This is a genomic window from Bacillus sp. FSL K6-3312, from assembly GCF_038007485.1.
GTDB classification, from domain to species: Bacteria; Bacillota; Bacilli; order Bacillales; family Bacillaceae; genus Bacillus; species Bacillus pumilus.
In genome coordinates this window covers 1,936,693-1,962,446 of record NZ_JBBOXI010000001.1, presented here as the reverse complement: position 1 = coordinate 1,962,446, position 25,754 = coordinate 1,936,693, and the positions used below count along the sequence as shown (strand labels likewise).

At 44.9% G+C, this 25,754-nt stretch carries 14 protein-coding genes and 1 pseudogene; 6 read left to right on the top strand and 9 right to left on the bottom strand.

What is annotated here, in order from left to right:
• Positions 1–29 precede the first annotated feature (29 nt).
• A complete protein-coding gene (locus MHI11_RS10280; protein WP_044141319.1) occupies positions 30–851 on the bottom strand; it encodes a uroporphyrinogen-III synthase in 822 nt (273 codons plus the stop codon).
• Between the two features lie 143 nt (positions 852–994).
• Between MHI11_RS10280 and MHI11_RS10275 the strand changes: the two genes are divergently transcribed.
• A complete protein-coding gene (locus MHI11_RS10275) occupies positions 995–1,615 on the top strand; it encodes an acetate uptake transporter (RefSeq protein ID WP_044141318.1) in 621 nt (206 codons plus the stop codon).
• 131 nt (positions 1,616–1,746) lie between these two features.
• Positions 1,747–3,099 carry an IS1182 family transposase gene (locus MHI11_RS10270; protein ID WP_340960248.1) on the top strand — a complete coding sequence of 451 codons (1,353 nt, stop codon included), beginning with the start codon at positions 1,747–1,749 and terminating at the stop codon, positions 3,097–3,099.
• A gap of 124 nt (positions 3,100–3,223) precedes the next feature.
• Here MHI11_RS10270 and MHI11_RS10265 read toward each other — a convergent pair whose 3' ends face one another.
• On the bottom strand, positions 3,224–4,243 hold the full coding sequence (locus MHI11_RS10265; protein ID WP_340961007.1) for an LLM class flavin-dependent oxidoreductase: 1,020 nt from the start codon (positions 4,241–4,243) through the stop codon (positions 3,224–3,226).
• A 183-nt stretch (positions 4,244–4,426) separates the two neighbouring features.
• On the opposite strand from MHI11_RS10265, the gene MHI11_RS10260 reads away from it, so the two are divergent.
• Positions 4,427–9,190: a beta strand repeat-containing protein gene (locus MHI11_RS10260; RefSeq protein WP_445661861.1), complete on the top strand. Its 4,764-nt coding sequence runs from the start codon at positions 4,427–4,429 to the stop codon at positions 9,188–9,190.
• Between the two features lie 21 nt (positions 9,191–9,211).
• On the opposite strand, the pseudogene MHI11_RS10255 reads toward MHI11_RS10260, so the two are convergent.
• From MHI11_RS10255 to gltB, 7 genes and pseudogenes are all read right to left on the bottom strand, one after another.
• Positions 9,212–9,771 (bottom strand): annotated as a pseudogene (locus MHI11_RS10255) (CatB-related O-acetyltransferase).
• A gap of 64 nt (positions 9,772–9,835) precedes the next feature.
• A complete protein-coding gene (locus MHI11_RS10250) occupies positions 9,836–11,203 on the bottom strand; it encodes an MATE family efflux transporter (RefSeq protein WP_340961005.1) in 1,368 nt (455 codons plus the stop codon).
• Between the two features lie 19 nt (positions 11,204–11,222).
• Positions 11,223–12,707 carry a D-alanyl-D-alanine carboxypeptidase/D-alanyl-D-alanine endopeptidase gene (dacB, locus tag MHI11_RS10245; RefSeq protein WP_340961004.1) on the bottom strand — a complete coding sequence of 495 codons (1,485 nt, stop codon included), beginning with the start codon at positions 12,705–12,707 and terminating at the stop codon, positions 11,223–11,225.
• A 127-nt stretch (positions 12,708–12,834) separates the two neighbouring features.
• Positions 12,835–13,815: a pectinesterase family protein gene (locus tag MHI11_RS10240; RefSeq protein WP_340961003.1), complete on the bottom strand. Its 981-nt coding sequence runs from the start codon at positions 13,813–13,815 to the stop codon at positions 12,835–12,837.
• A 92-nt stretch (positions 13,816–13,907) separates the two neighbouring features.
• Positions 13,908–14,603 carry a DUF421 domain-containing protein gene (locus tag MHI11_RS10235; RefSeq protein WP_044141266.1) on the bottom strand — a complete coding sequence of 232 codons (696 nt, stop codon included), beginning with the start codon at positions 14,601–14,603 and terminating at the stop codon, positions 13,908–13,910.
• 348 nt (positions 14,604–14,951) lie between these two features.
• Positions 14,952–16,436 (bottom strand): glutamate synthase small subunit, encoded by a 1,485-nt coding sequence (gltD, locus tag MHI11_RS10230; RefSeq protein WP_340961002.1) that lies wholly within the window; start codon positions 16,434–16,436, stop codon positions 14,952–14,954.
• A gap of 16 nt (positions 16,437–16,452) precedes the next feature.
• Positions 16,453–21,024 carry a glutamate synthase large subunit gene (gltB, locus tag MHI11_RS10225; RefSeq protein ID WP_340961001.1) on the bottom strand — a complete coding sequence of 1,524 codons (4,572 nt, stop codon included), beginning with the start codon at positions 21,022–21,024 and terminating at the stop codon, positions 16,453–16,455.
• Positions 21,025–21,177: 153 nt separating this feature from the next.
• Here gltB and MHI11_RS10220 point away from each other — a divergent pair, with 153 nt between their 5' ends.
• The 3 genes from MHI11_RS10220 (at position 21,178) to MHI11_RS10210 (ending at position 25,734) form a co-directional block, all read left to right on the top strand.
• Positions 21,178–22,080 carry a LysR family transcriptional regulator gene (locus tag MHI11_RS10220; RefSeq protein ID WP_044141269.1) on the top strand — a complete coding sequence of 301 codons (903 nt, stop codon included), beginning with the start codon at positions 21,178–21,180 and terminating at the stop codon, positions 22,078–22,080.
• 94 nt (positions 22,081–22,174) lie between these two features.
• A complete protein-coding gene (locus MHI11_RS10215) occupies positions 22,175–23,908 on the top strand; it encodes an ABC transporter ATP-binding protein (protein ID WP_340960999.1) in 1,734 nt (577 codons plus the stop codon).
• Entirely contained in the window at positions 23,905–25,734 is a 1,830-nt protein-coding gene (locus MHI11_RS10210; protein WP_065098167.1) for an ABC transporter ATP-binding protein, read from the top strand. The genes MHI11_RS10215 and MHI11_RS10210 overlap by 4 nt, the downstream gene beginning before the upstream one ends.
• Positions 25,735–25,754 lie beyond the last annotated feature (20 nt).

Here is a 25,754-nt window from a genome sequence, read left to right as displayed (position 1 = left end):
TTCCACTGATCTAGTGAAAGGCGTTTTTTCTATGAGTGTAAGGATTGTTTTTTCATATATTGGGATAATTCCATAATCATTGCACCCATTCTCTCAAGTGACGGGGCAAGAATCCGGTCAATTCCCTCTTCTTTTAAAGCTTCAGCTGTGACTTTTCCAACAGCTACTGCCAGTACGTGCTGCTCAAATAGCGCTTGGAGTTCTTCTTTTCTTCCCCATTTTGCCGCTAGTGTGAAAAAGGCGTGCACCTGAACAGCGGTTGTAAAACAGACGGCTTGGACTTTTCCATCTTTCATTTCTTGAAGCAATGTTTCTGCGGCTTCTGGTTCAGGTGGTGTGTGCTGATAAGGTAAAAGCGGCAATACATCTGCCCCTTTGTCATGTAAAAACTTCATGAGAGCTGGAGCGTTTTCTCCGTGAAGCTGCACCATGACACGTTTGCCTTGAAACTCTTTGCCATCAAGCTTTAAGATCAGATCACGAACTGTTCCATCTTCATCAGATACGTCTGGCTGAATTCCGCGTTTTTTGAGTGCAGTATAGGTTTTGTATCCTCTTGAAGCAATCTGTGCATTTGATAGAATGTGCATAAATTCTTCCCCTAAATGAAGCTCTTCTGCACTCTCAATTAATGTATCCGTCCCGATACCCGTTGTTAAAATCACCCAATCGACGCCTTTTTTCACAAAGGTTTCAATGCCTGGCTTTAACTCCTCTTTGGCTAAAAATACGGTTCCTTGAAGAGAACGAATAACGGCTTGTCCCCCTTGTTTTTCGACAAGTGTACGCATTTCTTCTGTTTTTCTCGTTCCACAAATGGCAATCGTTTTTCCAGCTAAGCCTTTACTCAATTTTATCCCTCTTTTTCTATCACATAGTATATGTATTAAATATAGATTTATTTGGAAGAGGTTGCAAGTGTCTACTAAAAAAGAGCTTGACGTTTCTGTGGAATTCGAGTATCTTTTGTAAGTGCAAATTGTAGGAGGTCATTATGGAAAAACAGAATGTTCAAGCTTATCGATTATCAATTGCAGACCCAACACCACTTGGTTTGTTTGGTTTAGCAATGGTGACGCTCGTTGCGTCCTCACAAAAACTAGGAATTACAGATGGCACTTCCCTTATTTTACCTTGGGCTATCTTCCTTGGAGGCATCGCGCAGCTGATCGCGTCCATACAAGATTCAAAGCACCACAATATTTTTGGAGCCACTGCCTTTGGCGCATTCGGTCTTTTTTGGATGGGCGTTGGAACGACTTGGCTCATTCAAGCGGGCGTTTTTGGGAAAACGCTTGCGGGAGCAGCAGATCCAAAACAACTAGGTTTTGCGTTTATCGGGTATTTAATTTTCAGCTTGTTTATGACGATTGGTGCAATGGAAACACATAAAGTATTATTTTTGATTTTCGTCTTTATTGATTTCTTATTCCTTGGTCTTTCCCTAAGCTCATTTGGTGTGATGTACGACGTGACTCATACCATTGCCGGCATTGCAGAATTGATCATTTCCCTGCTTTCATTTTATGGTTCAGCAGCAGTTGTGCTCAATACTCATTTTGGCCGTACTGTACTGCCAATTGGACAACCATTTCGTATTTTTACAAAAGCGTAAGTAAAAAAAGAACTGCTTTGTGCAGTTCTCAGGCTGTCGAGTAAATCTCGACAGCTTTATTTTTTCCCTTAAAGTTTCCATTCCCCCGTTTTATAATAGAGAAAAGCATACTAAAGGAAGGTGTTTTTCTCATGTTCCACACTAGAAATTCTTCTCAGCACGAAGCCGAATTTGTATTGCTAGATCAACTGGTCGAAGAGGATCACCTGCTTCGTAAAATTGATCAGTACATTGATTTTTCATTTATCGTAGATAAAGTCAAACCCTATTATAGTGAGAATAAAGGTCGTCCTTCTCTTGATCCACTTATTTTGTTCAAAATGATGTTTATCGGATACCTGTACGGTATCCGTTCTGAAAGACAACTTGAAAAAGAAATTTACTATAACATGGCGTATAGATGGTTTTTAGGTTTGAACATCAATGACCCCGTTCCCCACCACTCGACCATTAGCTGGAATCGTCGTACTCGATTCAAAGATACAACGATTTTTCAAGACATTTTTGATGAAATTGTGCTTCAAGCCATCAATCATGATATGGTAGGAGGCCGCGTTCTTTTTACTGATTCGACTCATCTTAAAGCCAATGCCAATAAACATAAATATACGAGAAAAACGATTGAACAAGATACTCAGAACTATATAAATGATTTAGAAGAAGCGATCCAAGAAGATCGAGAGGTACACGGAAAAAAGCCCTTAAAGGTAAAAGAGGAGGTGAAAACGGAAAAAGACATTCGTCAAAGTACGACTGACCCTGAAAGTGGCTATCTTTATCGTGAAAACAAGCCAGAAGGCTTTTTCTACCTAGACCACCGTACAACGGATATGAAGTACAATATCATCACGGATGCCCATGTCACGCCCGGCAATATCCATGACTCTGTTCCGTATCTTGATCGATTGGATCACCAAATCGCCCGATTTGGTTTTCAAGTAGAAGCTGTTGCCCTTGATTCTGGTTATTTGACAACCCCAATCTGTAAAGGTTTATCCGATCGCCGTATTTTTGGTGTCATCGCACATAGACGCTTTCATCCAACAAGAGGATTATTTGAGAAATGGAAATTTCAGTATGATTCTGAACATGATCACTACATATGCCCAAATGGCGAGAAGCTATTATATACAACAACTGATCGAAAAGGTTATCGATTCTACAAATCAGACCCTAAAAAATGCGTATCGTGTCCTTTCCTAGAGAGCTGTACAAGGTCGAAAAATCATCAAAAAGTGATCTCAAGACATGTATGGGAAGAACATAAAGAAAAGATCAGACAAAATCGTCTGTCTGCTTCTGGAAAAGAGCTATATAAAAAAAGAAAAGAAAAAATAGAGCGAAGCTTTGCAGATTCAAAACAACTGCATGGGCTTCGCTACTGCCGGTTGAGGGGAAAACAAAATGTGAGTGAGCAAGTGCTTCTCACAGCTGCCTGTCAGAACATGAAGAAGATTGCCACACACCTAGCGAAGCTAGGCTAGGTGTGTGGGAGGCCTTTTTCATTAAATCTCATCCATCATCATTACGATGAAAATAAAAAAGATTGTAGAAAAACATGAGTTTCTCTACAATCTGAGAACTGCTTTGTGCAGTTCTTTTTTATGTTTATTTTTCTTGTGCTTCTTGGAAGATCTCACCGATGATTTCATATGAACGCATTCTTTCTTGATGGTCAAACATATCCGAATTAATCATCACTTCGTCTGCTTGAGTGGCTTCAACAAAGGCTTCCAATTCTTTTTTCACCTTTTCTTTATCCCCGATCATTGTCGAACTTAATTGTTCATCCACCATCGCTTTTTCATATGGACTCCAAAGGCCGTCCATACTGTCGACAGGCGCTTTGAGTTTTCCTGGAGTATTTCGAATGAGACTCAAAAACCGCTGATAATGAGAGGTTGCCAAATATTCAGCTCGCTCTGTTTGATCTGCAGCAAAAACTGTCACACCCACCATGGCATAAGGCTCTTTTAACACATCAGAAGGTCTAAATGACTGTCTATACAACTCTAAAGCAGGAATTGTATTTTTAGGTGAAAAATGTGCCGCAAAGGCAAATGGCAATCCAAGCTCTCCTGCAAGTCTTGCGCTAAAACCGCTTGAACCAAGGAGCCAAATCGGAATGTCTAGACCCTCTCCCGGAACGGCTCTTACATGCTTTTTGACCTGTCCGGTTGGCTTAAAATATTGCCTGAGTTCTTCTAGCTGCTCAGGGAAATCTTCTCCATTATGAAGATTACGTCTAAGCGCCCTTGCCGTTAACTGATCTGTCCCTGGTGCTCTGCCAAGACCTAAATCAATTCTCCCCGGATATAATGTCTCAAGTGTTCCAAACTGTTCAGCAATGACAAGTGAAGAGTGGTTTGGCAGCATAATTCCGCCAGATCCTACTCGAATTTTTTCGGTTCCGCCAGCAATGTACCCAATTAAAACGGACGTTGCAGAGCTCGCAACACCTTCCATATTATGGTGTTCTGCCAGCCAGTATCTATGATAACCCCACTTCTCCGCCTTTTTTGCTAAATCCATACTATGTTCAAAAGATTCCTTAATGGAGCCGCCTTCTGTCACAGAGGATAAATTTAAAACGGAATAAGCTGTGCGCTTTAAAACTGATTGACTCATAAATGATGTCCCCATTTCTGTCAAAAATCATACTAGTTCCATACTTTCAACACCATAACATAAAATCATCAAACATTTAAATGATTTGATTCGATGATTTTCGAATTGATGATTTTCTAGGTTTTACTTCCAATTTAAAAATTTGCACATAGAATGAAATATCAATTTTAGGAGATGGGCAATTTGTACAATCAATTCGATCACAAATGTCCCTTTTGCGGTAAATATCATGAACTGCCTCATTACAAAAGATCACGTCATGACCGTTCTCAAAGAAGAGACTGTTCATTTATCAAACAAGAACTTTCGAAACAAAATAGACCTCAAGGAAATCCTCTCTGTCACAGTGCAAAAGGAGAAAAACAATCAAAACCAATTCAAAGGGTTGGACGAAGAGGCCCCCCAGGTCCCGCTGGGCCTACTGGACCCACCGGACCTGCTGGCGCCGGTGATACCGGTCCTACGGGAGCAACAGGTGCGACCGGAGTTACTGGTCCTACGGGAGCCACTGGGGCAGGGTTAACAGGTATTGAAGCGTTTGACCCGGTAATCAGCCCTACTTACCAAGTAGGGCAAGTAGTGACCTTTAATGGCAGTACGTATGTAGTAAATACTGCACCACCGACAGGTACACCAGATACTTCCCCAGACTACACATTACTGGCTGCAGCAGGATCAACTGGCGCTACCGGCGATACTGGTCCTACTGGACCAACTGGCGCTACCGGAGTTACTGGTCCTACTGGAGCTACTGGGGCAACCGGAGTTACTGGCCCTACTGGAGCCACTGGTGCGACCGGAGATACCGGCCCTACGGGAGTTACTGGAGTTACTGGTGATACTGGTGATACCGGTCCAACGGGACCTACTGGTGCGACCGGAGATACCGGTCCTACTGGAGCCACTGGTCCAACAGGAGATACTGGTCCTACTGGAGCCACTGGCGCTACCGGTGATACTGGCCCTACTGGAGCCACAGGTGTAACCGGAGATACCGGGCCTACTGGAGCCACTGGTGATACTGGTGATACCGGCCCTACGGGAGCCACTGGAGATACCGGAGTTACCGGGCCTACTGGAGCCACTGGTCCTACTGGAGCCACTGGCGATACCGGTGATACTGGCCCTACTGGAGCCACAGGTGTAACCGGAGATACCGGGCCTACTGGAGCCACTGGCGATACCGGAGTTACTGGTCCTACTGGACCTACTGGTGTAACCGGCGATACTGGTCCTACTGGACCAACTGGCGCTACCGGAGTTACTGGTCCTACTGGACCTACTGGGGCAACCGGAGTTACTGGTCCTACTGGACCTACTGGGGCAACCGGAGTTACTGGCCCTACGGGAGCCACTGGTGATACTGGTGATACCGGCCCTACGGGAGCCACTGGAGATACCGGAGTTACCGGGCCTACTGGAGCCACTGGCGCTACCGGCGATACTGGTCCTACTGGACCAACTGGCGCTACCGGCGATACTGGTCCTACTGGACCAACTGGTGCGACCGGAGTTACTGGTCCTACGGGATCTACTGGTGTAACCGGAGATACCGGCCCTACGGGAGCCACTGGCGCTACCGGAGTTACTGGTCCTACTGGACCAACTGGTGTAACCGGAGATACCGGCCCTACGGGAGTTACTGGTCCTACTGGACCTACTGGTGTAACCGGAGATACCGGGCCTACTGGAGCCACTGGCGCTACCGGCGATACTGGTCCTACTGGACCAACTGGCGCTACCGGAGTTACCGGGCCTACTGGAGCAACAGGTGTAACCGGAGATACCGGGCCTACTGGAGCCACTGGCGCTACCGGCGATACTGGTCCTACTGGACCAACTGGCGCTACCGGAGTTACCGGGCCTACTGGAGATACTGGCCCTACGGGAGCCACTGGCGCTACCGGAGTTACTGGTCCTACTGGACCTACTGGTGTAACCGGAGATACCGGGCCTACTGGAGCCACTGGCGCTACCGGCGATACTGGTCCTACTGGACCAACTGGCGCTACCGGCGATACTGGTCCTACTGGACCAACTGGTGCGACCGGAGTTACTGGTCCTACGGGATCTACTGGTGTAACCGGAGATACCGGCCCAACGGGAGCCACTGGTGCCACTGGAGATACCGGCCCTACTGGAGCCACTGGCGCTACCGGAGTTACTGGTCCTACTGGACCAACTGGTGTAACCGGAGATACCGGCCCAACGGGAGTTACTGGTGCTACCGGCGATACTGGTCCTACTGGACCAACTGGCGCTACCGGAGTTACCGGGCCTACTGGAGCAACAGGTGTAACCGGAGATACCGGGCCTACTGGAGCCACTGGCGCTACCGGCGATACTGGTCCTGCTGGACCAACTGGCGCTACCGGCGATACTGGTCCTACTGGACCAACTGGACCAACTGGTGCGACCGGAGTTACTGGTCCTACGGGATCTACTGGTGTAACCGGAGATACCGGCCCAACGGGAGCCACTGGAGATACCGGCCCTACTGGAGCCACTGGCGCTACCGGAGTTACTGGTCCTACTGGACCTACTGGTGTAACCGGAGATACCGGCCCTACTGGAGTTACTGGTGCTACTGGAGATACTGGCCCTACGGGAGCCACTGGCGCTACCGGAGTTACTGGTCCTACTGGACCTACTGGTGTAACCGGAGATACCGGGCCTACTGGAGCCACTGGCGCTACCGGCGATACTGGTCCTACTGGACCAACTGGCGCTACCGGAGTTACCGGGCCTACTGGAGCAACAGGTGTAACCGGAGATACCGGGCCTACTGGAGCCACTGGCGCTACCGGCGATACTGGTCCTACTGGACCAACTGGCGCTACCGGAGTTACCGGGCCTACTGGAGATACTGGCCCTACGGGAGCCACTGGCGCTACCGGAGTTACTGGTCCTACTGGACCTACTGGTGTAACCGGAGATACCGGGCCTACTGGAGCCACTGGCGCTACCGGCGATACTGGTCCTACTGGACCAACTGGCGCTACCGGCGATACTGGTCCTACTGGACCAACTGGTGCGACCGGAGTTACTGGTCCTACGGGATCTACTGGTGTAACCGGAGATACCGGCCCAACGGGAGCCACTGGTGCCACTGGAGATACCGGCCCTACTGGAGCCACTGGCGCTACCGGAGTTACTGGTCCTACTGGACCAACTGGTGTAACCGGAGATACCGGCCCAACGGGAGTTACTGGTGCTACCGGAGATACCGGGCCTACTGGAGCCACTGGCGCTACCGGAGTTACTGGTCCTACTGGACCTACTGGTGTAACCGGAGATACCGGGCCTACTGGAGCCACTGGCGCTACCGGCGATACTGGTCCTACTGGACCAACTGGCGCTACCGGCGATACTGGTCCTACTGGACCAACTGGTGCGACCGGAGTTACTGGTCCTACGGGATCTACTGGTGTAACCGGAGATACCGGCCCAACGGGAGCCACTGGTGCCACTGGAGATACCGGCCCTACTGGAGCCACTGGCGCTACCGGAGTTACTGGTCCTACTGGACCAACTGGTGTAACCGGAGATACCGGCCCAACGGGAGTTACTGGTGCTACCGGAGATACCGGGCCTACTGGAGCCACTGGCGCTACCGGAGTTACTGGTCCTACTGGACCTACTGGTGTAACCGGAGATACCGGGCCTACTGGAGCCACTGGCGCTACCGGCGATACTGGTCCTACTGGACCAACTGGTGTAACCGGAGATACCGGCCCAACGGGAGTTACTGGTGCTACTGGAGATACTGGCCCTACGGGAGCCACTGGCGCTACCGGAGTTACTGGTCCTACTGGACCTACTGGTGTAACCGGAGATACCGGGCCTACTGGAGCCACTGGCGCTACCGGCGATACTGGTCCTACTGGACCAACTGGCGCTACCGGAGTTACCGGGCCTACTGGAGCAACAGGTGTAACCGGAGATACCGGGCCTACTGGAGCCACTGGCGCTACCGGCGATACTGGTCCTACTGGACCAACTGGCGCTACCGGAGTTACCGGGCCTACTGGAGCAACAGGTGTAACCGGAGATACCGGGCCTACTGGACCAACTGGCGCAACCGGAGTTACTGGTCCTACTGGACCAACTGGTGTAACCGGAGATACCGGCCCTACGGGAGTTACTGGTGCTACTGGAGATACTGGCCCAACGGGAGCCACTGGTGCAACCGGAGTTACTGGTGCTACTGGACCTACTGGTGTAACCGGAGATACTGGTCCTACTGGAGCCACTGGCGCTACCGGAGTTACTGGGCCTACTGGACCAACTGGCGCAACCGGAGTTACCGGGCCTACTGGAGCAACAGGTGTAACCGGAGATACCGGGCTTACTGGAGCCACTGGTGCAACCGGAGATACTGGTCCTACTGGTGCGACCGGAGTTACTGGGCCTACGGGATCTACTGGTGTAACCGGAGATACCGGCCCAACGGGAGCCACTGGTGCCACTGGCGCTACCGGGCCTACTGGAGCTACTGGTGCCACTGGTGCTACTGGCGCTACCGGGCCTACTGGTCCAACTCAAACGGCTCTTTATGCCGGAAATACAACCGGTCCTACAATCATTACTGTTGTTGGTGGTGCTAACATTGCTTTACCAAGTAATCAAAATATCAATGGATTTACACCGAATGGTTCAAATGATACTTTTACCGTACAACAAACAGGTAAATACTATATCACATACCAAATTAATACAACAGTTGCACTTTTAGTTAGTGCACGGCTACTTCTTAATGGAGCCACTGTCATCCCAGGCTCTATTCAATCACCGGTGGTCTCAACCACAATGATCAGCAACACATTAATTGTGAATTTAACTGCTGGAAATACGATATCATTGCAATTGTTTGGGGCAATTGTAACAGCTATTTTAATTGGTGGAGGGGCAACCGGGGCATCCCTTACAATCATCAGACTCAGTTAACGAAAAAAAAGAAGGGCTAATTTAGCCTTTCTTTTTTGTTTCTTCTATTGCGTTTATACAAGTTTCAATATCATTTGATTGTAAGAGATGAAAAATGGACTGTATGCTTGAAAACTTTAAATTCCACCATTCCAATGACTGAAGTTGTTCAATTATGTTAGAAGAAAAACGATATTTCATTAGCTGCTGCGGGTTTCCTGCCACGATTGCATATGGCGGCACATCTTTTGTGATGACACTATTTGCACCAATCACTGCCCCGTTTCCGATACATACTCCTGACATGATCGTCGCTCCATAACCAATCCAGACATCGTGTCCTATATGGACATCTCCCTTCGATTTGGGATGTCCTTTAATGTGAGAAGCTTCCTTGAAAATTTGATTAAACGGATACGTTGTGACCTAATCTGTACGGTGTTCACCGCCAAGGAAAATTTTTACTTCGTTTGCGATGGAACAAAACTTTCCGATGTTTAATGTCGTTCCTTCCCCCACGTTAGCACTTGGAAATCTGGTCCGGCATAAGAAAAATCACCGATATTGTACAAGCTCAGTTCACTTCTTTGATTCAAATACATAGAAAATCATACCTCCTTAAAAGTGATAGATATTCGTATGTATATGCTGCTTCACACTTTTACATTATGACTGCACTAGCGCTACAATCTGTTTTTTCTTCCATACGAGCTGATAGTAGCCGTATTGAAGGAGTAAGTTCACAAAGAAAGCCGCAGGATAGCCAATCCAGATGCCCTTGATGCCAAGGGTTGTGTAGTGCGATAGCACATAAGCGACTGGCACTTCTACAAGCCAAATGGAGCAAATACTAAAGATCGTTGGCCATAGAACCGTCCCGCTTGCTCTCATCGTGGCTGCAAAAATTTGAGCCGTTCCAAAAATAAGATAGCTCCAAAGTGTTATGACAACCAAACTATAGGCAATGTCTATCGTCCCAGGATCTGTTAAAAAGATAGATAAAATCTGTGGTGCGAAAATATAAACGAAAATAATGATCAATCCGCCTATCGCAAAGTTAAGCCCTAGCCCAATTTTAATGACATCTTTCAGTCGATTCATATTCCCTGCACCAATGAATTGTGCTGCAAAGATAGAGACCGCGATGCCAAGACTTACTGCCGGCATCTGCACATAGCTCACAACTTGATTGACAACACCATAGGCAGCAGTCGCCTGTGATCCATAATCATTGACAAAGGAAATAACAGCAATTTCTGATAAAGAAATAAGGATCATATTAATGCTCGATGGAATGCTGAGCTTTAACAACGTTTTAAGTAGATCCCCTTTCATTAAAAAATGCTTTCTAACCGATGCATCGATGCGAAGCGGGTGTTTTGTTTTATATAAGTAAATTTGTAGAATGATAAATGTCACAATTGTTGATATCACAGAAGCATACGCAGCGCCGTATAAACCAAATGCCGGTAGCCCCAGCCAGCCAAATAATAAAATGGGTAGCATCAAAATATTCGTTGCCGTACTAATCATTAAGAAATAAAAAGGCGTTTTTGAATCCCCTGTCCCTCGCAGGAAGGTCGTGTAAACAAAATAAAGAAATAAGATCGGCATAGAGATGAATAGAATTCTGGCATAAGCCGCACTTTCCTCCACGATATTCGCAGGTGTTCCCATGAGATTTAAGATATCTGTTGCAAAAAAACCTCCAATGATTGCTAAAGAAAGTCCGATCAAAAAAGTGAATGAAAGCGTTGTGCCAATAATTTCTTTTAATCTTTGTTCATTTTTTGCTCCATACGCTTGTCCAATAAGGATTGAACTTCCCGATCCAATTCCGATGGAAAAAGAAACGAGTAAAAAGAAAAGCGGAAAGAATGCAGAAATGGAAGCTACTGCATCCTCTCCAATCCATCTGCCGACAAGGACGATGGATACAAGCTGTCCGATTGATTGCAAAATATTGCTAAGCAAAAGCGGGACGAGAAAAATGGACATGGTTTTTACTAAAGGTTGATTGTTATCTAACGTCATGATGGTTCTCCTTCTCTATCTAAAGATTCTCAGCTAAAATGCTAACAATGTGGTCTTCTATCTCTTTCCCTTTCTCGTCATCAACAAGATGATTTAATAAAATGGAAAAAGCGACCGTCTTTCCGCTCTTTGTGTCAATATATCCAGAAAGTGTACTGACCGTAGTTAATGAACCTGTTTTTGCACGAACTTTTTCTAGTGTAGCAGGTTCTTTTAATCTGTTCCTTAACGTCCCTCCGACCATTCGGTCACTTGCCCCTGCTAACGGAAGCGTATGTACATAGGTCTTAAACCATTTTTCCTTTTGAATGTTTGTCAAAAATAACGTGAACTGATTGGCAGAAACAAGGTTAATAGGTGAGATGCCCGACCCATCTCGCAGCACAGTATGGGAAGAATCGATGCCAAAGGCGGGAAGCCGTTCATTCATGACATCCAGTCCATCGTCAAAGCTCCCTTTATTCTTCACTTGTTTTCCAAGTTCCTTCAGCAATATTTCTGCATGGGTATTGTTGCTGAGTTTCATCATGGAAACAAGGAGCTCTGATAAAGGCATCGATGAATGGGTGGCAATTTTCTTGGCTTTTTTAGGGACTTGTTTTGTTTTCAGCTGTCCTTTTACATGAATCCCTTCCGCCTTTAACGCTCGTTTCATTAAATCTAACGCATAAGAGGATGGCTCCCATAACGCTACCCATTGTCTAGATACACTCGCTTTCACCGGAATGGTGCCAGTTAAAGTGATTTTGTTGGTGCCGTGAGAGCGCTTAAAAGAAATCTTCTTTTTCCCTCCTTCTGGCACGGTTTTTACTTGATTGATAACTTGAGGGACAGAAGTCTTCGGAATTATGTCATAGGTCGCTTTTTGCCCTGCTTTTTTGCCTGGCTTTACTTCGAGAATCACGGTTCCTGCATCATAATCTTGATTCGGTGAAGCTGTGAGAGCAGAGATTTGTGCACCGTAATATTGATCCTCATCACTCCAAGGTAAATCAATCGAATATCTTGTGTCATCATACCATGTATCGTCTGCCGCAAGCTGTCCGCGAATCGTATGTATTCCGGCCTTTTTCACTTGTTTGGCAAGTGCTGCAAAATCCTCTTCTAATAAAGTCGGATCCCCGGTACCGCGAAGATACAGGTTGCCATGTAACGTTTTCTTTTGAATAGAACCATCTATCCAGATGTCTGTCGGGAATGTGTGTGTTTCTCCTAGTATATCAAGGGCGATGGCTGATGTGAGCAGTTTCATATTAGAAGCAGGAGTAAGACGAATATCGGCTTGATGTTCATAAAGAAGAGAGGAGTCAGAAGTATCGCGGACGCTGATGCCGGAGATCGCGCCCTCTAAATCAGATACTGTTCGTATAAATTCATCTAAAGCTGTCACCCACGGCAGTGAGTCATCACGAGCTGTAAGTTGATCATCTTTTGCTGAAAAAGGGAGAAATAAAATCGACAGGATGCATATTTGTAAAAACAAGATCTGTGAAAAACGCTTCACCCAATCCCTCCTTTTTTGTCGCAGCTAATTTTAGAAGAATATGTTCATTATACACAAAAGAACGTTTGTTCTCAAAGGTTTTTTAAACAGAAAAGTCAGCTTTCTTTGACGAAAACTGACAAGCTCTTTACCTTTTTTCTGGATTCCAGCCATCGGTTCCGCTAAGAACAGCTTGCACTGTGATTTGACTTGCTTCGTTTTTCGTTAAAATGCTGGACCATTTTACGCGGTTTGTCGAATTGCTTCCTGCCCCTGTCGATCCGTATTCTTTATATCTAGCTGTTCTTTCGTTATCACGGTTATCCCAGTTATGCCATCCATGTGCCTTTATATGATCATCCATTTTTGTATAGAGGAATGTCACAGCAGAATGAGGCCGCCACGGACGTCCTAAATAAACTGATTGAACAGCAGCCGTCCCCTTTTTGAGCGTAGAATCGATGAATACATATCCATACTTTTGAGCTTCTGTTGTGGATGCTGCAGTAATATACCCATTTCCAAGACTTTTTATTTCAGCTCTTTTAAACACGGCTGTAGCTGATCCAAAAATAAAATCGACCGTTCCTTCGATATAGCAGTTTTCATAATATTGCCGGCCTGTACCTGTTGCATAAAGCGTATCTTGATAGCCTAAGACCCGTATTTGTTTGAACGCAGCCCGGTCACCGGACACGTATAGTGCAACCGCCTGACCAGCATGTCTGCCGGCCGTATTTTGAAAGGTGATATTTTCTGCGTAAAAGTCGTTCGCACGAATCATTGTGCTTGAGCTATTTGTTGTGCTACCAGTACTTGCATTTGTATCATGATACGTCAGAATCGTCTTGTGTTGGTCTTCCCCGATAAAGGACACGTAAGGTTTATTTTGCGGAAGCAGGATTTTTTCTTTATACACACCATTTTTAATATAGATCGTTACGCGCTGTTGATTGTTCACTGGAATCGTATCAATGGCAGACTGAACGGTTTGAAATGAGCCATTTCCCTTTTGATCGACCACAAGGACACGATTTGTTTGATTCTGATGTCCGGCTGCTTGAAGTGAAGCTGAGTTCAATAGTAATAAAGACAAGACGACTACAAGCCATACCTTTCCATACTTCATCGTACATCTCCTCCTCTTTGTGAACGTTTTCAATCAAACATTCTTTTTGATCCTATTCATGACACGCACAAAAAAACATCCACTTATAGATGTTATGGATGTTTTTTAGACTTTTCATATTTCATTGCATAAATCCCTTCATTTTCAATCCATTCACAAAATAGAACGTCTCGATAAGAAGAAATGTGCTGCTTTTTTAATTGCTCACTCAGCCATGTTTCATCGAAGCCAGCTTCTTGTAAATCTTTTTTTAAAATTTCACCATCAATAATAAACGTTCTAGGCAATTTGACTTCTTTTCCCTTCACGTTCACATCTTCTGCGGTGGCTGTTGCGTATTTCATTTTCGGAAGAACGCTCACCGATCCATCTGTTTCCAAAATGGCATATTCAATTTCATTCAAGGCAAAATGACCCTTCGCGCGAATCAGTGTCTGCAACTGATTAAGATCAAGCATATTTTTCTTCAAGCGATTGTAGTGAATCTTCCCTTGATCAATGACAAGTGTCGGTCTTCCTTCTAAAAAGGCTCGAATACCTTTAAAGCGCTGTGAAAACCATTCAACTGTATAGATGAGAATGCCCCATACCGCAACAGCAAACAAAATATGCTGAATCTTGACTTCTGGGTCAAAAATGGCGTTTCCGACCATTTCCCCTAAAATCAGCGCAGAAATAAAATCAAATGGCGTGATTTGTGCGAATTGTGTTTTTCCTAATAATTTTGTAATAGAAAATAAGGCGAAAAATCCGATAAACAGTTCAATCAAAATGTTAAAAAACGGCACAAGCTTACCTTCCTTTCTTACTGCATTTATCTACAGCATGTACATGAAAGGAAGGATCTAAACCGTTTATACAAAGGCAGTAAAATCAAAACGTCGTCTTCCTAACCAATATGTCACACGTTTTGACATACCCGTGATCTAGTGCTTGAACGTCACCTGATGAAAGATAGATTTTCCAATCAGCTCACCCTTCCTTCAGCCAGCACGCTGCCTTTAGTTCGTTCTTTTAGCTGCATCTCCACTAGAGCGAAAAAAAGTGATAGTAAATCAAACCATATCTGAATCATAAAAAGCCATGATCACTATTGGATCATGGCTTTTCTATATCATAAACACCCTTTGTTTGACCTATTTTGGCAGAACCGAACTCCCCATTAAATAACGGTCTACCTCGTGCGCCACTTGTCTGCCTTCATTAATTGCCCAGACAATCAAGCTTTGCCCGCGTCTTGCATCTCCCGCTGCAAATACGCCTTCTACATTTGTTGTATACTCCCCATACTTTGCGTCAATGCGATTGTTTTTGCTGTCCACGCGAAAGTGTTTCACGAGTGGCTGTTCAGTTCCCTCAAAACCAATTGCAATAAAGACTAGCTGAGCCGGCCATACTTTTTCTGTCCCTGGAATCTCATGAAATTCAAACTTCCCATGTTCGTTTTTCACCTTTTCCATTTGAATCGTATGAAGCTCTTTTAATTTTCCATTTTTATCTGCCACAATTTTTGTGGTTTGAATGGAATATTGACGCGGATCTTCCCCGAATTTAGCTTGTGCTTCTTCATAAGCATAATCGAGTGAGAAGACGTAAGGCTGTTCAGGCCACATGTTATCCCCTACACGTGTATCCGGAAGCTTCGGATGCTTCCCGAACTGAACAACACTTTTTGCTTTTTGGCGAAGGGCAGTTGCAACGCAATCCGCACCTGTATCTCCTCCGCCAATGACAATCACGTCTTTTCCTTTTGCATCAATAAAGTTTTTGTCTTTAAATCCTGAATCCAGCATGCTTTTTGTTGCGAGGGTTAAATAATCCATCGCAAGGTGAATCCCTTTAGCTTCCCGGCCTTCAATCAACAGGTCACGCTGCTTTTGTGCACCTGTACAAAGGATGACCGCATCAAACTGTTCTTTCAGTTCATCGGCAGTGACATCCACGCCGATTTCTGTGTTCGTTACAAAATCAATGCCTTCTTGTCTCAACAGTTTGACTCTTCGCTCCACTACTTCTTTGTCCAGTTTCATGTTTGGAATGCCGTATGTCAGCAGTCCGCCAAGGCGGTCAGACCGTTCAAACACGGTGACGGCGTGACCTGCTTGGTTTAATTGATCAGCACTTGCAAGTCCTGCTGGTCCTGAGCCGACAATGGCAATTTTCCTGCCTGTACGGCTTGAAGGAATTCTCGGTGTGATCCAGCCATTTTCAAAGCCTTTATCAATGATCGTGCGTTCGATATTTTTAATTGATACAGCTGGATCATTGATAGCGACTGTACATGACCCTTCGCAAGGCGCTGGACATACTCTCCCAGTAAATTCAGGGAAATTATTTGTTTTTTGCAGTCTTTCGAGCGCTTCTTTCCATCTCCCGCGATACACAAGGTCGTTCCATTCTGGAATTAAATTGTAAATCGGGCAGCCTGACACGCCGCCTTTGATCTCCATCCCAATTTGACAAAACGGTGTGCCGCAATCCATACATCTAGCGCCCTGCTTCTTCAATACGTCATCTGTATAAGGAGCTGAATATTCTTTCCAGTCATTTTGACGAGTGAGAGGGTCACGTTCATTTGGCTTTTCTCTTTTATAATCCATAAAACCTGTTGCTTTGCCCATTGTCCTCTCCCCTTTCTTAATGAGCGAGGGCTGCTTTTTGCCCGTTTGCCGTTTCTTGATTTTTCGGTTTCGTGTTTGCTTCAAAGGCATACATGACCGCTTCCTCATGACTAAGGCCCGCTTGTTTTTGTTCTTCAATGCTTTGAAGCATCATTTTGTAATTTCTCGGAATGACCTTGATGAATTGATCCTTTTCTTGCGCCCAGTTTTCTAAAAGTGCCGAAGCTTTTGCGCTGTTTGTATAGTGAAGGTGCTCTTGAATCAGCTGTTTCACTTCTTGCTCTTCATCGTGATCTGTGAGTTTTTCAAACATGATCATTTCCATGTTGCACATTCTTTTGAACTGTTTCGCATCGGATGTATGGACATAAGCTACGCCGCCAGACATGCCTGCGCCAAAGTTTTTCCCGACGTCTCCTAAAATGACGACACGTCCGCCAGTCATATATTCACATCCATGATCACCGATTCCTTCAACAACCACCTGCACGCCTGAATTACGAACGGCAAAGCGCTCACCTGCACGCCCGTTAATAAAGGCTTTTCCGCTTGTCGCTCCGTAGAATGCGACGTTTCCGACAATCACATTTTCATGTCCATTTTGTACAAAGTGATCAGATGTTTTGACTGCAATTTTGCCTCCAGAGAGTCCTTTGCCGATATAGTCATTTGAATCACCTGTTAAATAGAGAGACATGCCCTTTGGCACAAAAGCACCGAAGCTTTGTCCTGCGGAACCAGTGAACCTTAGTGTGATCGTATCCTCTGGCAAGCCTTCTTCCCCGTAGCGCTTAGACACTTCACTTCCAGTAATGGTTCCGGCCACACGGTTGATATTGCGAATATTCAATGATAGATCAACCGGTGTTTGATGATTCAGCGCTTCCTGTACATAAGGGAGGATTTCATTCATATCCAGTGATTCATCAATTTTATGATTTTGCGGTGTTCTGAATGTACGAGCTCCTTCTGGCTGATAAAGCAGTGTTTCAAGGTCTAGCTGGCCTGCTTTCCAGTGAGCTTTTGCTCGTTCGCTAACTCCTAGAACATCCGTGCGTCCAATTAATTCATCCATTGATGTAAAGCCAAGTTCCGCTAAGATTTCTCTTACTTCCTCAGCAATAAACATCATGAAATTCACAATGTGGTCAGGGTTCCCCATGAATTTTTTGCGAAGCTCTGGATTCTGTGTAGCAACGCCGACTGGGCAAGTATCTAAATGACATGCTCTCATCATCACACAGCCCAATACGACAAGTGGAGCTGTCGCAAAGCCGTATTCTTCTGCTCCTAATATCGCAGCCATGACCACGTCGCGGCCAGTCATTAACTTTCCGTCCGTTTCAAGAACGACTCTTTCGCGAAGGCCGTTTAACACAAGGGTTTGATGCGCCTCTGCCAAACCGAGTTCCCAAGGAAGTCCTGTGTGTTTAATACTCGTTTTCGGCGAAGCTCCTGTACCGCCGTCGTATCCACTGATGACAATGACATCCGCCGTCCCTTTTGCAACACCTGCTGCAATCGTACCAACACCTGCTTTAGACACAAGCTTGACACTGATGCGGGCATCACGGTTCGCGTTTTTCAAATCATGGATCAGCTGCGCTAAATCCTCGATGGAATAAATATCATGATGCGGCGGTGGTGAAATCAATCCGACGCCTGGTGTAGATCCGCGTACATCTGCGACCCAAGGGTATACTTTATTTCCTGGCAGCTGTCCGCCTTCTCCCGGCTTTGCCCCTTGTGTCATTTTAATTTGCAGTTCATCTGCATTGACTAAATAATGACTCTTTACGCCAAAGCGTCCAGAAGCAATTTGTTTAATCGCACTTCTGCGATCATCGCCGCGCTCATCAACTGTAAAGCGAGCAGGATCTTCTCCGCCTTCTCCGCTGTTACTTTTACCGCCAATTCGGTTCATGGCAATGGCAAGTGCTTCGTGCGCTTCTTTACTTAAAGATCCAAATGACATGGCGCCTGTCTTGAATCGGCGCACGATGGATTCAGCAGATTCAACGTCTTCCAAACGAACTGGTTTTTGTTTTGGCTGGAAAGCAAATAAATTTCGAAGGAAGCCGATTCTTTCTTCGTCCGCTGCCTTTGTATATTGCTTAAATAGATCGTAATCTTCATTGCGGCATGCCCACTGAAGCGTATGAATCGTTTTTGGATTAAAGGCATGGTGCTCACCATTTTTTCTCCACTGGAAGTCACTTCCTGATTCGAGTGTTTGGTCAGTCGCTGCCTGATACCCTGCTTCATGACGAAGTTTCGCTTCATGCGCAATGGTCTCAAGGTCAATCCCGCCAAGCTGAGAAGCTGTTCCCGTGAAATACGCCTGAATGACGTCTTCACTAATGCCGACGGCTTCAAAGATTTGCGCTCCTCTGTAGCTTTGCACAGTGGAGATTCCCACTTTAGACATCACTTTGACGACACCTTCGGTTACGCTTTTACCAAACTTTGTGACTGCTTCATCGAAGCTGAAAGAGATCGCTTCTTCTGCAATCAACTGTTTGTACGTTTCATAGACAAGGTAAGGATGGATCGCATCTGCTCCATAGCCAATCAGTGCGGCAAAATGATGAACCTCTCTGACTTCGCCAGATTCAACGATCAGACTCACCTTTGTCCGTAAGCCTTGACGCACAAGATGCTGATGCAGTGCACTTAGCGCCAGAAGTGGTGGAATCGGCACTTTTTGTTCTGTCATGTCACGATCGGAAAGAATTAATAAAGATACACCTTCACGGATCGCTTTTTCCGCCTCTTCAAACATCGCATCCAGCCCGCGCTTTAAATCATCGGTGAAAAGAGTATGAATCGTTTTGCTTTTAAAGGCATTATGAACAATTGTTCTCAAACCGTTAAACTGCCCGCTTGTTAAGACGGGTGTATACAGTTTAATTCGTCGGCATGAATATTCATTCGGATGTAAAATATCTCCTTCAGCACCTAACCACGTCATCGTAGATGTCACAAGCTGCTCACGAATGGCGTCAATCGGCGGGTTCGTCACTTGTGCAAACAGCTGCTTGAAGTAAGAAAACAGAGACTGCGCACGATCTGATAACACAGCAAGCGGAGTGTCGCTTCCCATTGAACCGATTGGGTCCTTGCCTTCTTCTAGTAAAGGAATTAAATACTTTTGAATGTCCTCGTACGTATAATGGAAGGCACGCTGGCGCGTCAATAAATCATCCATTATACTAGAATTTTCTGAATTTTCTTCCGATCGATTGACGTGCACCATTTCTTCATCAAGCCATTTTTGATAAGGAAGTTCATTCGCAATCGTCGATTTCACTTCTTCGTCAGAAATAATTCGCCCTTCTTCTAAATCAATTAAGAGCATTTTACCTGGCTCAAGACGATCTTTATACTTCACATCCTCTTCATTAGTGTCGATCACACCGACCTCAGAAGAGAAAATGATATGATCATCATTTGTGACATAGTATCTTGCCGGTCTTAATCCGTTTCGGTCTAAGATGGCTCCGATTTGTTTACCATCAGTAAAGGAAATAGCTGTTGGCCCATCCCACGGCTCCATGAGAGAGCTATGGTATTCATAAAATGCCCGTTTCTCTTTCGACATGTGCGTGTTTTCAGTCCAAGGCTCTGGAATCAGCATCATGGCTGTATGAGCAGGTGTACGGCCTGCAAGTACAAAGAATTCAAAGGCATTGTCTAGAATGGATGAATCACTTCCGTCTGCATTCAACACTGGCAAAATCTTGTCTAAATCGTCTCCGAAAGCTTCAGATACGAATTGTTGTTCTCTTGCTCTCATCCAATTGATGTTTCCTCTTAATGTGTTGATTTCACCGTTGTGAATCAAGTAACGGTTTGGATGGGCTCTTTCCCATGTAGGGAATGTATTTGTACTAAATCTTGAATGAACAAGTGAAAATGCAGAAACAAATGTTTCATCCTGAAGATCAAGATAAAAAGCATCGACTTGATCTGATGTTAAAAGCCCCTTGTATACAATGGTTTGACTCGACAGGCTGACAAAGTAAAATTGTTTTTCCTCTGCTGTTCCCCAGTTCTCAGCCTGCTTACGAATGACATATAATTTTCTTTCAAATGACAAACGATCTGTGATCTTGTCGTTTGCCCCGATAAAGACTTGCCTCACAACCGGACAGCTCTTTGCTGCGACAGTACCAATTTTCCCGGCATCGACAGGGACTGTTCTCCAGCCAATTAATGTTTGACCTTCTTGTTTAATGAACCCGTTGATTTTTTGCTCGATGGCTTGGCGCGTTTTCTCGTCATCCTCTTTTGAAAAGAAGACCATTCCTACCCCGTAACGGCCCTTTTCAGGAAGTGCAAATTCTTTGCAGCTTTTTCTAAAGAAAGCGTCTGGTAGTTGTACCATTAAGCCGGCACCATCACCTGTATACGGATCACTGCCTTGCCCGCCGCGGTGATCAAGCTGGCACAGCATTTGTAATCCCTTTTTGACGATGCTGTGTGTCGCTTCCCCTTTTAAATGAGCGTACAGTCCGATCCCACATGCATCATGTTCAAATTCAGGACGGTAGAGACCTTGTGGTTGTGGTAGTTGATTATAAGTCATCGTTTCTCTCCCCCGTTTAAAAGATCCGTTTTTTCACAGTAATAAAATCTCACAAACTCTGTAACTTATTTTAAGTTTTCAAATTAATATAAACAATATATAATTTAGATGAAAACAATCTCTTTTTGAGATAGATGGGTGTGAAGTGTAAAAATGGAGCTTCGTCAGTTGCGTTATTTTGTAGAAGTCGCAGACCGTGAACACGTGTCAGAAGCGGCTGAAAACTTACATGTTGCCCAATCTGCGATCAGCCGGCAGATTGCGAATTTAGAAGAAGAACTTGGAGTGGCCTTATTCGAACGAGAAGGACGAAATATCAAATTAACGAAGATCGGCAGACAATTTTTAGATCATGTCAGAACGGCACTAAAAGCCATTGATTATGCGAAAGAGCAAATTGATGAATATTTAGATCCGCACAAAGGAACCGTCAATATCGGCTTTCCTACTAGCCTAGCAAGCCAAGTGCTACCTTCTGTTATTTCCGCCTTTAAGCAGGAATACCCAGAGGTCGATTTTTTACTTCGTCAAGGATCCTATAAATTTCTCATTGAAGCTGTAAAAAATCGAGATATTGATCTCGCCTTTTTAGGACCTGTACCGACAAACGATCCTCAAATAGAAGGAAATATTTTGTTTTCAGAAAGCATTTATGCCTTGCTGCCTGTCAGTCACCCCTTTAGCGGACAAAGGAGTATTCATTTAAGTGATTTAAGAAAAGATCATTTCGTGTTATTTCCAGAAGGTTATGTGCTGAGACAAATTGCGGTTGATGCTTGTAAGCAGGCAGGCTATGAGCCAACCATTTCATCTGAAGGAGAAGATTTAGACGCCATTAAAGGTCTCGTATCAGCTGGTATGGGCGTTACCTTATTACCCGAAAGTGCCTTTTATGAAACCACACCGCGCTTTACAGCGAAGATTCCGATCGATTTTCCGCAAGTGAGAAGAACCGTTGGAATTATTGCTTCTAAATCAAGAGAAATGTCACCTTCTGCTCATGATTTTTATGTGTTTGTGAAGGATTTCTTTTCTAAAATTGAACAATATAAATAATTTATTAAAACAAGACATTTCATTTGTGGAAATAATCCCTCTTTGTATATGATGGGTTACAGAACAACACACTATATGGAAGAAAGGTATTCGTATGAAATCAATTTTATCGTTTTTAAAGCCGTATCGGCTATCCGTTGTGTCCATTGTGATCCTCACCTTTTTAAGCAGTATGCTCCAGCTATATTTACCGACGCTTACGGCAGATATCGTCGATGTCGGGATCGTCCAAGGAGATATTGCTTACATATGGAAGGTTGGCGGCTGGATGGTGGCTTGTTCTTTACTTGCCATCTTACTCACGATCTGGAAGTCTTACTTGTCATCAAAGACTGCACTTGGCTTCGGGCGTGATATGAGAAGACAGCTGTTTGTGCATGTCGAACAATTTTCACTAGAAGAATTTCAAAGGATCGGGACGTCTTCCTTTATTACAAGATCAACAAATGATGTGAAACAAGTCCAAGATGTCACGATCATGATCTTACAAATGATGACGAGAGCACCACTCATGCTTGTGGGCGGAATTATTTTGGCTGTATCCCGAGATGCTGTCCTGTCTCTCATCTTTTTAGCAGCGCTTCCCCTTCTTGGCGGATTTATCTATTTGGTGTCGAGAAAAGCCATTCCTTTATTCGGTCAGCTTCAGAAAAAAACAGATCGGCTGAATTTAATTATGCGAGAATCTCTTTCAGGCATCCGGGTCATTCGTGCTTTTAACCGTGTAGATGATGAAAAGGAGCGTTTTCAAGAAGCCAACACATCCTACAAGGATACTGGTCTGAGAGTCAACCGTTTAATGGCTTACTTGTTTCCATTTATGCTCATCATCATGAACTTCACAAATATCGGTATTGTCTGGCTAGGTGCAAACCGAATTGATGCCGGAGAGATGGAAGTAGGGAATCTTATTGCCTTTATCCAATATGCGATGATGATTTTAATGGCACTGATTATGCTGTCGATGAGTTTTATTATGGTCCCAAGAGCACAAGCATCAGCTAAACGAATGAATGAAGTGTTAAACATGGAACCGAAAATTCAAGACAATGAAGGAACGGTTACTGACCTGCGCGCGCCCGCACAATCCATTCGCTTTGAGGATGTGTCATTTTATTACTCAAATGCTGAAAAGCCGGCAGTTCAAAACATTTCGTTTGAAGCCAAAACTGGCGAAACGACAGCTATTATCGGAAGTACAGGTTCAGGGAAAACCACTCTTCTTCAGCTAATGACGCGCTTCTACGAAGCAACTGAAGGCCGGATTACACTAGATGGTGTAGACATTAGAAAGCTGCCTCAGGAGAAACTAAGAGGCCAGATGGGCTACGTTTCTCAAAAAGCGGTTTTATTTAGTGGAACCATTGCCGATAATGTGCGCTTCGGCAGGCAAAATGCAAGCGATGAAGACGTCTGGCAGGCGCTGCGCACGGCGCAGGCAGAAGAATTTGTTTTGCAAAAAGATGGCGGAATCAAAGCGGAAATTGACCAGGGCGGATCGAATCTATCTGGCGGTCAAAAGCAGCGTCTTTCTATTGCAAGAGCGCTAGTGAGAAAGCCGTCATTCTATCTGTTTGACGATAGTTTCTCAGCACTTGATTACAAAACAGATGCGAAGCTTCGGGCATCATTAGAAGCGGAAAAAGCGCATGCAGCCCTCATCATTGTGACGCAAAGAATCAGCACAGTGAAGCATAGTGATAAAATCATCGTACTAGATGATGGGAAAATCGCAGGTATCGGAACACATGAACAATTACTGAAGGACAACCTTGTCTATCAAGAGATTGTTGCATCACAGGAAGGTCAGGAGGTGGAGCGAGGATGAGTAAAAAAATGTCTTCCGGCATGGGCCATAAAGGCGGCCACCCTAGAGGACCTGTCGCAAAACCAAAGGAATTTAAGAAAACACTGCTTCGTTTGATTGGCTATTTAAAACCAAGAAAGATTCAATTGATCATTGTCTTCATTGCAGCAGTCGGTTCAACCGTCTTTAACGTCATTAGTCCAAAGCTGCTAGGGGATGCCACCTCTTCCCTGTTTGACAGCTTTACACAAGGAACAGCTGTACAATTCGATGTCATTTCACGAATCTTATTGCTGCTTGTCGTGCTATACGTCGTTGCTGCTCTCTTTTCATTCGTACAGCAATATGTCATGGCGGGTGTCTCCCAACAGACCATTGCTGAATTACGGCAAGAAGCAAATGACAAGCTCACACGTCTCCCCCTTCGGTATTTTGATAAAACAACCCACGGGGACACGCTGAGCCGTGTAATGAATGATATCGATAATATTAATACTTCGCTTCAGCAGGCACTCACCCAAGTGATTACATCTGTCATTACGGTCATTGGGATTGTCGTCATGATGCTATTGATTAGTCCGCTGCTGACCTTGCTTGTTTGTTTAACACTGCCGCTCAGCCTGTTTGCGATTCGCGGTATTACGTCATTTTCTCAAAAGCATTTTAAAGCGCAGCAAAAAGAGCTGGGGATGATCAATGGACATATTAATGAAATGTTCACAGGGCATCAAACGGTTCGTGCGTATGGCTACGAAAAGAAAGCGATTGATACATTTGATCAATTAAACGAACAGCTGTATGAATCATCGAGGAAAGCGCAGTTCATATCCGGTTTAATGATGCCATTGATGACGTTTATCGGGAACCTTGGCTATGTAGCAGTCAGTGTAGCCGGCGGTATTCTTGTGATTAACGGGAATATTCGTGTCGGAGATGTGCAGGCGTTTATCCAATACACGCAGCAAATGTCTCAACCGCTCGTGCAAGCATCAAGCGTCGCCAACTTGGTTCAATCAGCGATTGCCTCTGCTGAAAGGGTTTTTGAAATCCTGGATGAGAAAGAAGAAAGTCCCGAGGAAGATGCAGCAATTGATCTTGAATCACTTTCAGGCGATGTGAGCTTTGAACAAGTTCAATTCGGATATGAAAAAGACCATCCAATTATTAAAGATTTGACTTTAGATGTAAAAGAAGGTCAAACGGTTGCGATTGTCGGGCCAACAGGCGCTGGAAAAACAACCATCATCAATCTTTTAATGCGTTTCTATGAATTAGATCAAGGCTCGATCCGTATCGGCGGCGTCAAAACAACTGATCTCAGCCGTCAGCAAGTACGCGACTTATTTGCAATGGTTCTTCAGGATACGTGGCTTTTTGAAGGGACGATTCATGACAATATTGCCTATGGCAGGCAGAACGTCTCAAAAGAGGATGTCATCAAAGCCGCCAAACATGCTTATGCTGATGACTTCATCCGCACGCTTCCAGACGGATATGACACACTCTTAACAGAAGATGCCGGCAATCTATCCCAAGGTCAGCGCCAGCTGTTAACCATCGCCCGTGCGATTTTATCTGATCCAAAAATCTTAATATTAGATGAAGCGACGAGCAGTGTGGATACACGGACAGAGATGCACATTCAAAAAGCGATGAATGAATTGATGAAAGGCAGAACGAGCTTCGTCATTGCACACAGACTGTCGACGATTAAGGATGCCGACCTTATTCTAGTCATGAAAGATGGCACCATCATTGAAAAAGGAACGCACAGAGAACTCTTAAAACAAAATGGTTTCTATGCAGACTTATATATGAGCCAATTTACGGAGAATCAAGTCGGTTAAATATAAAAAAGGATAGACAC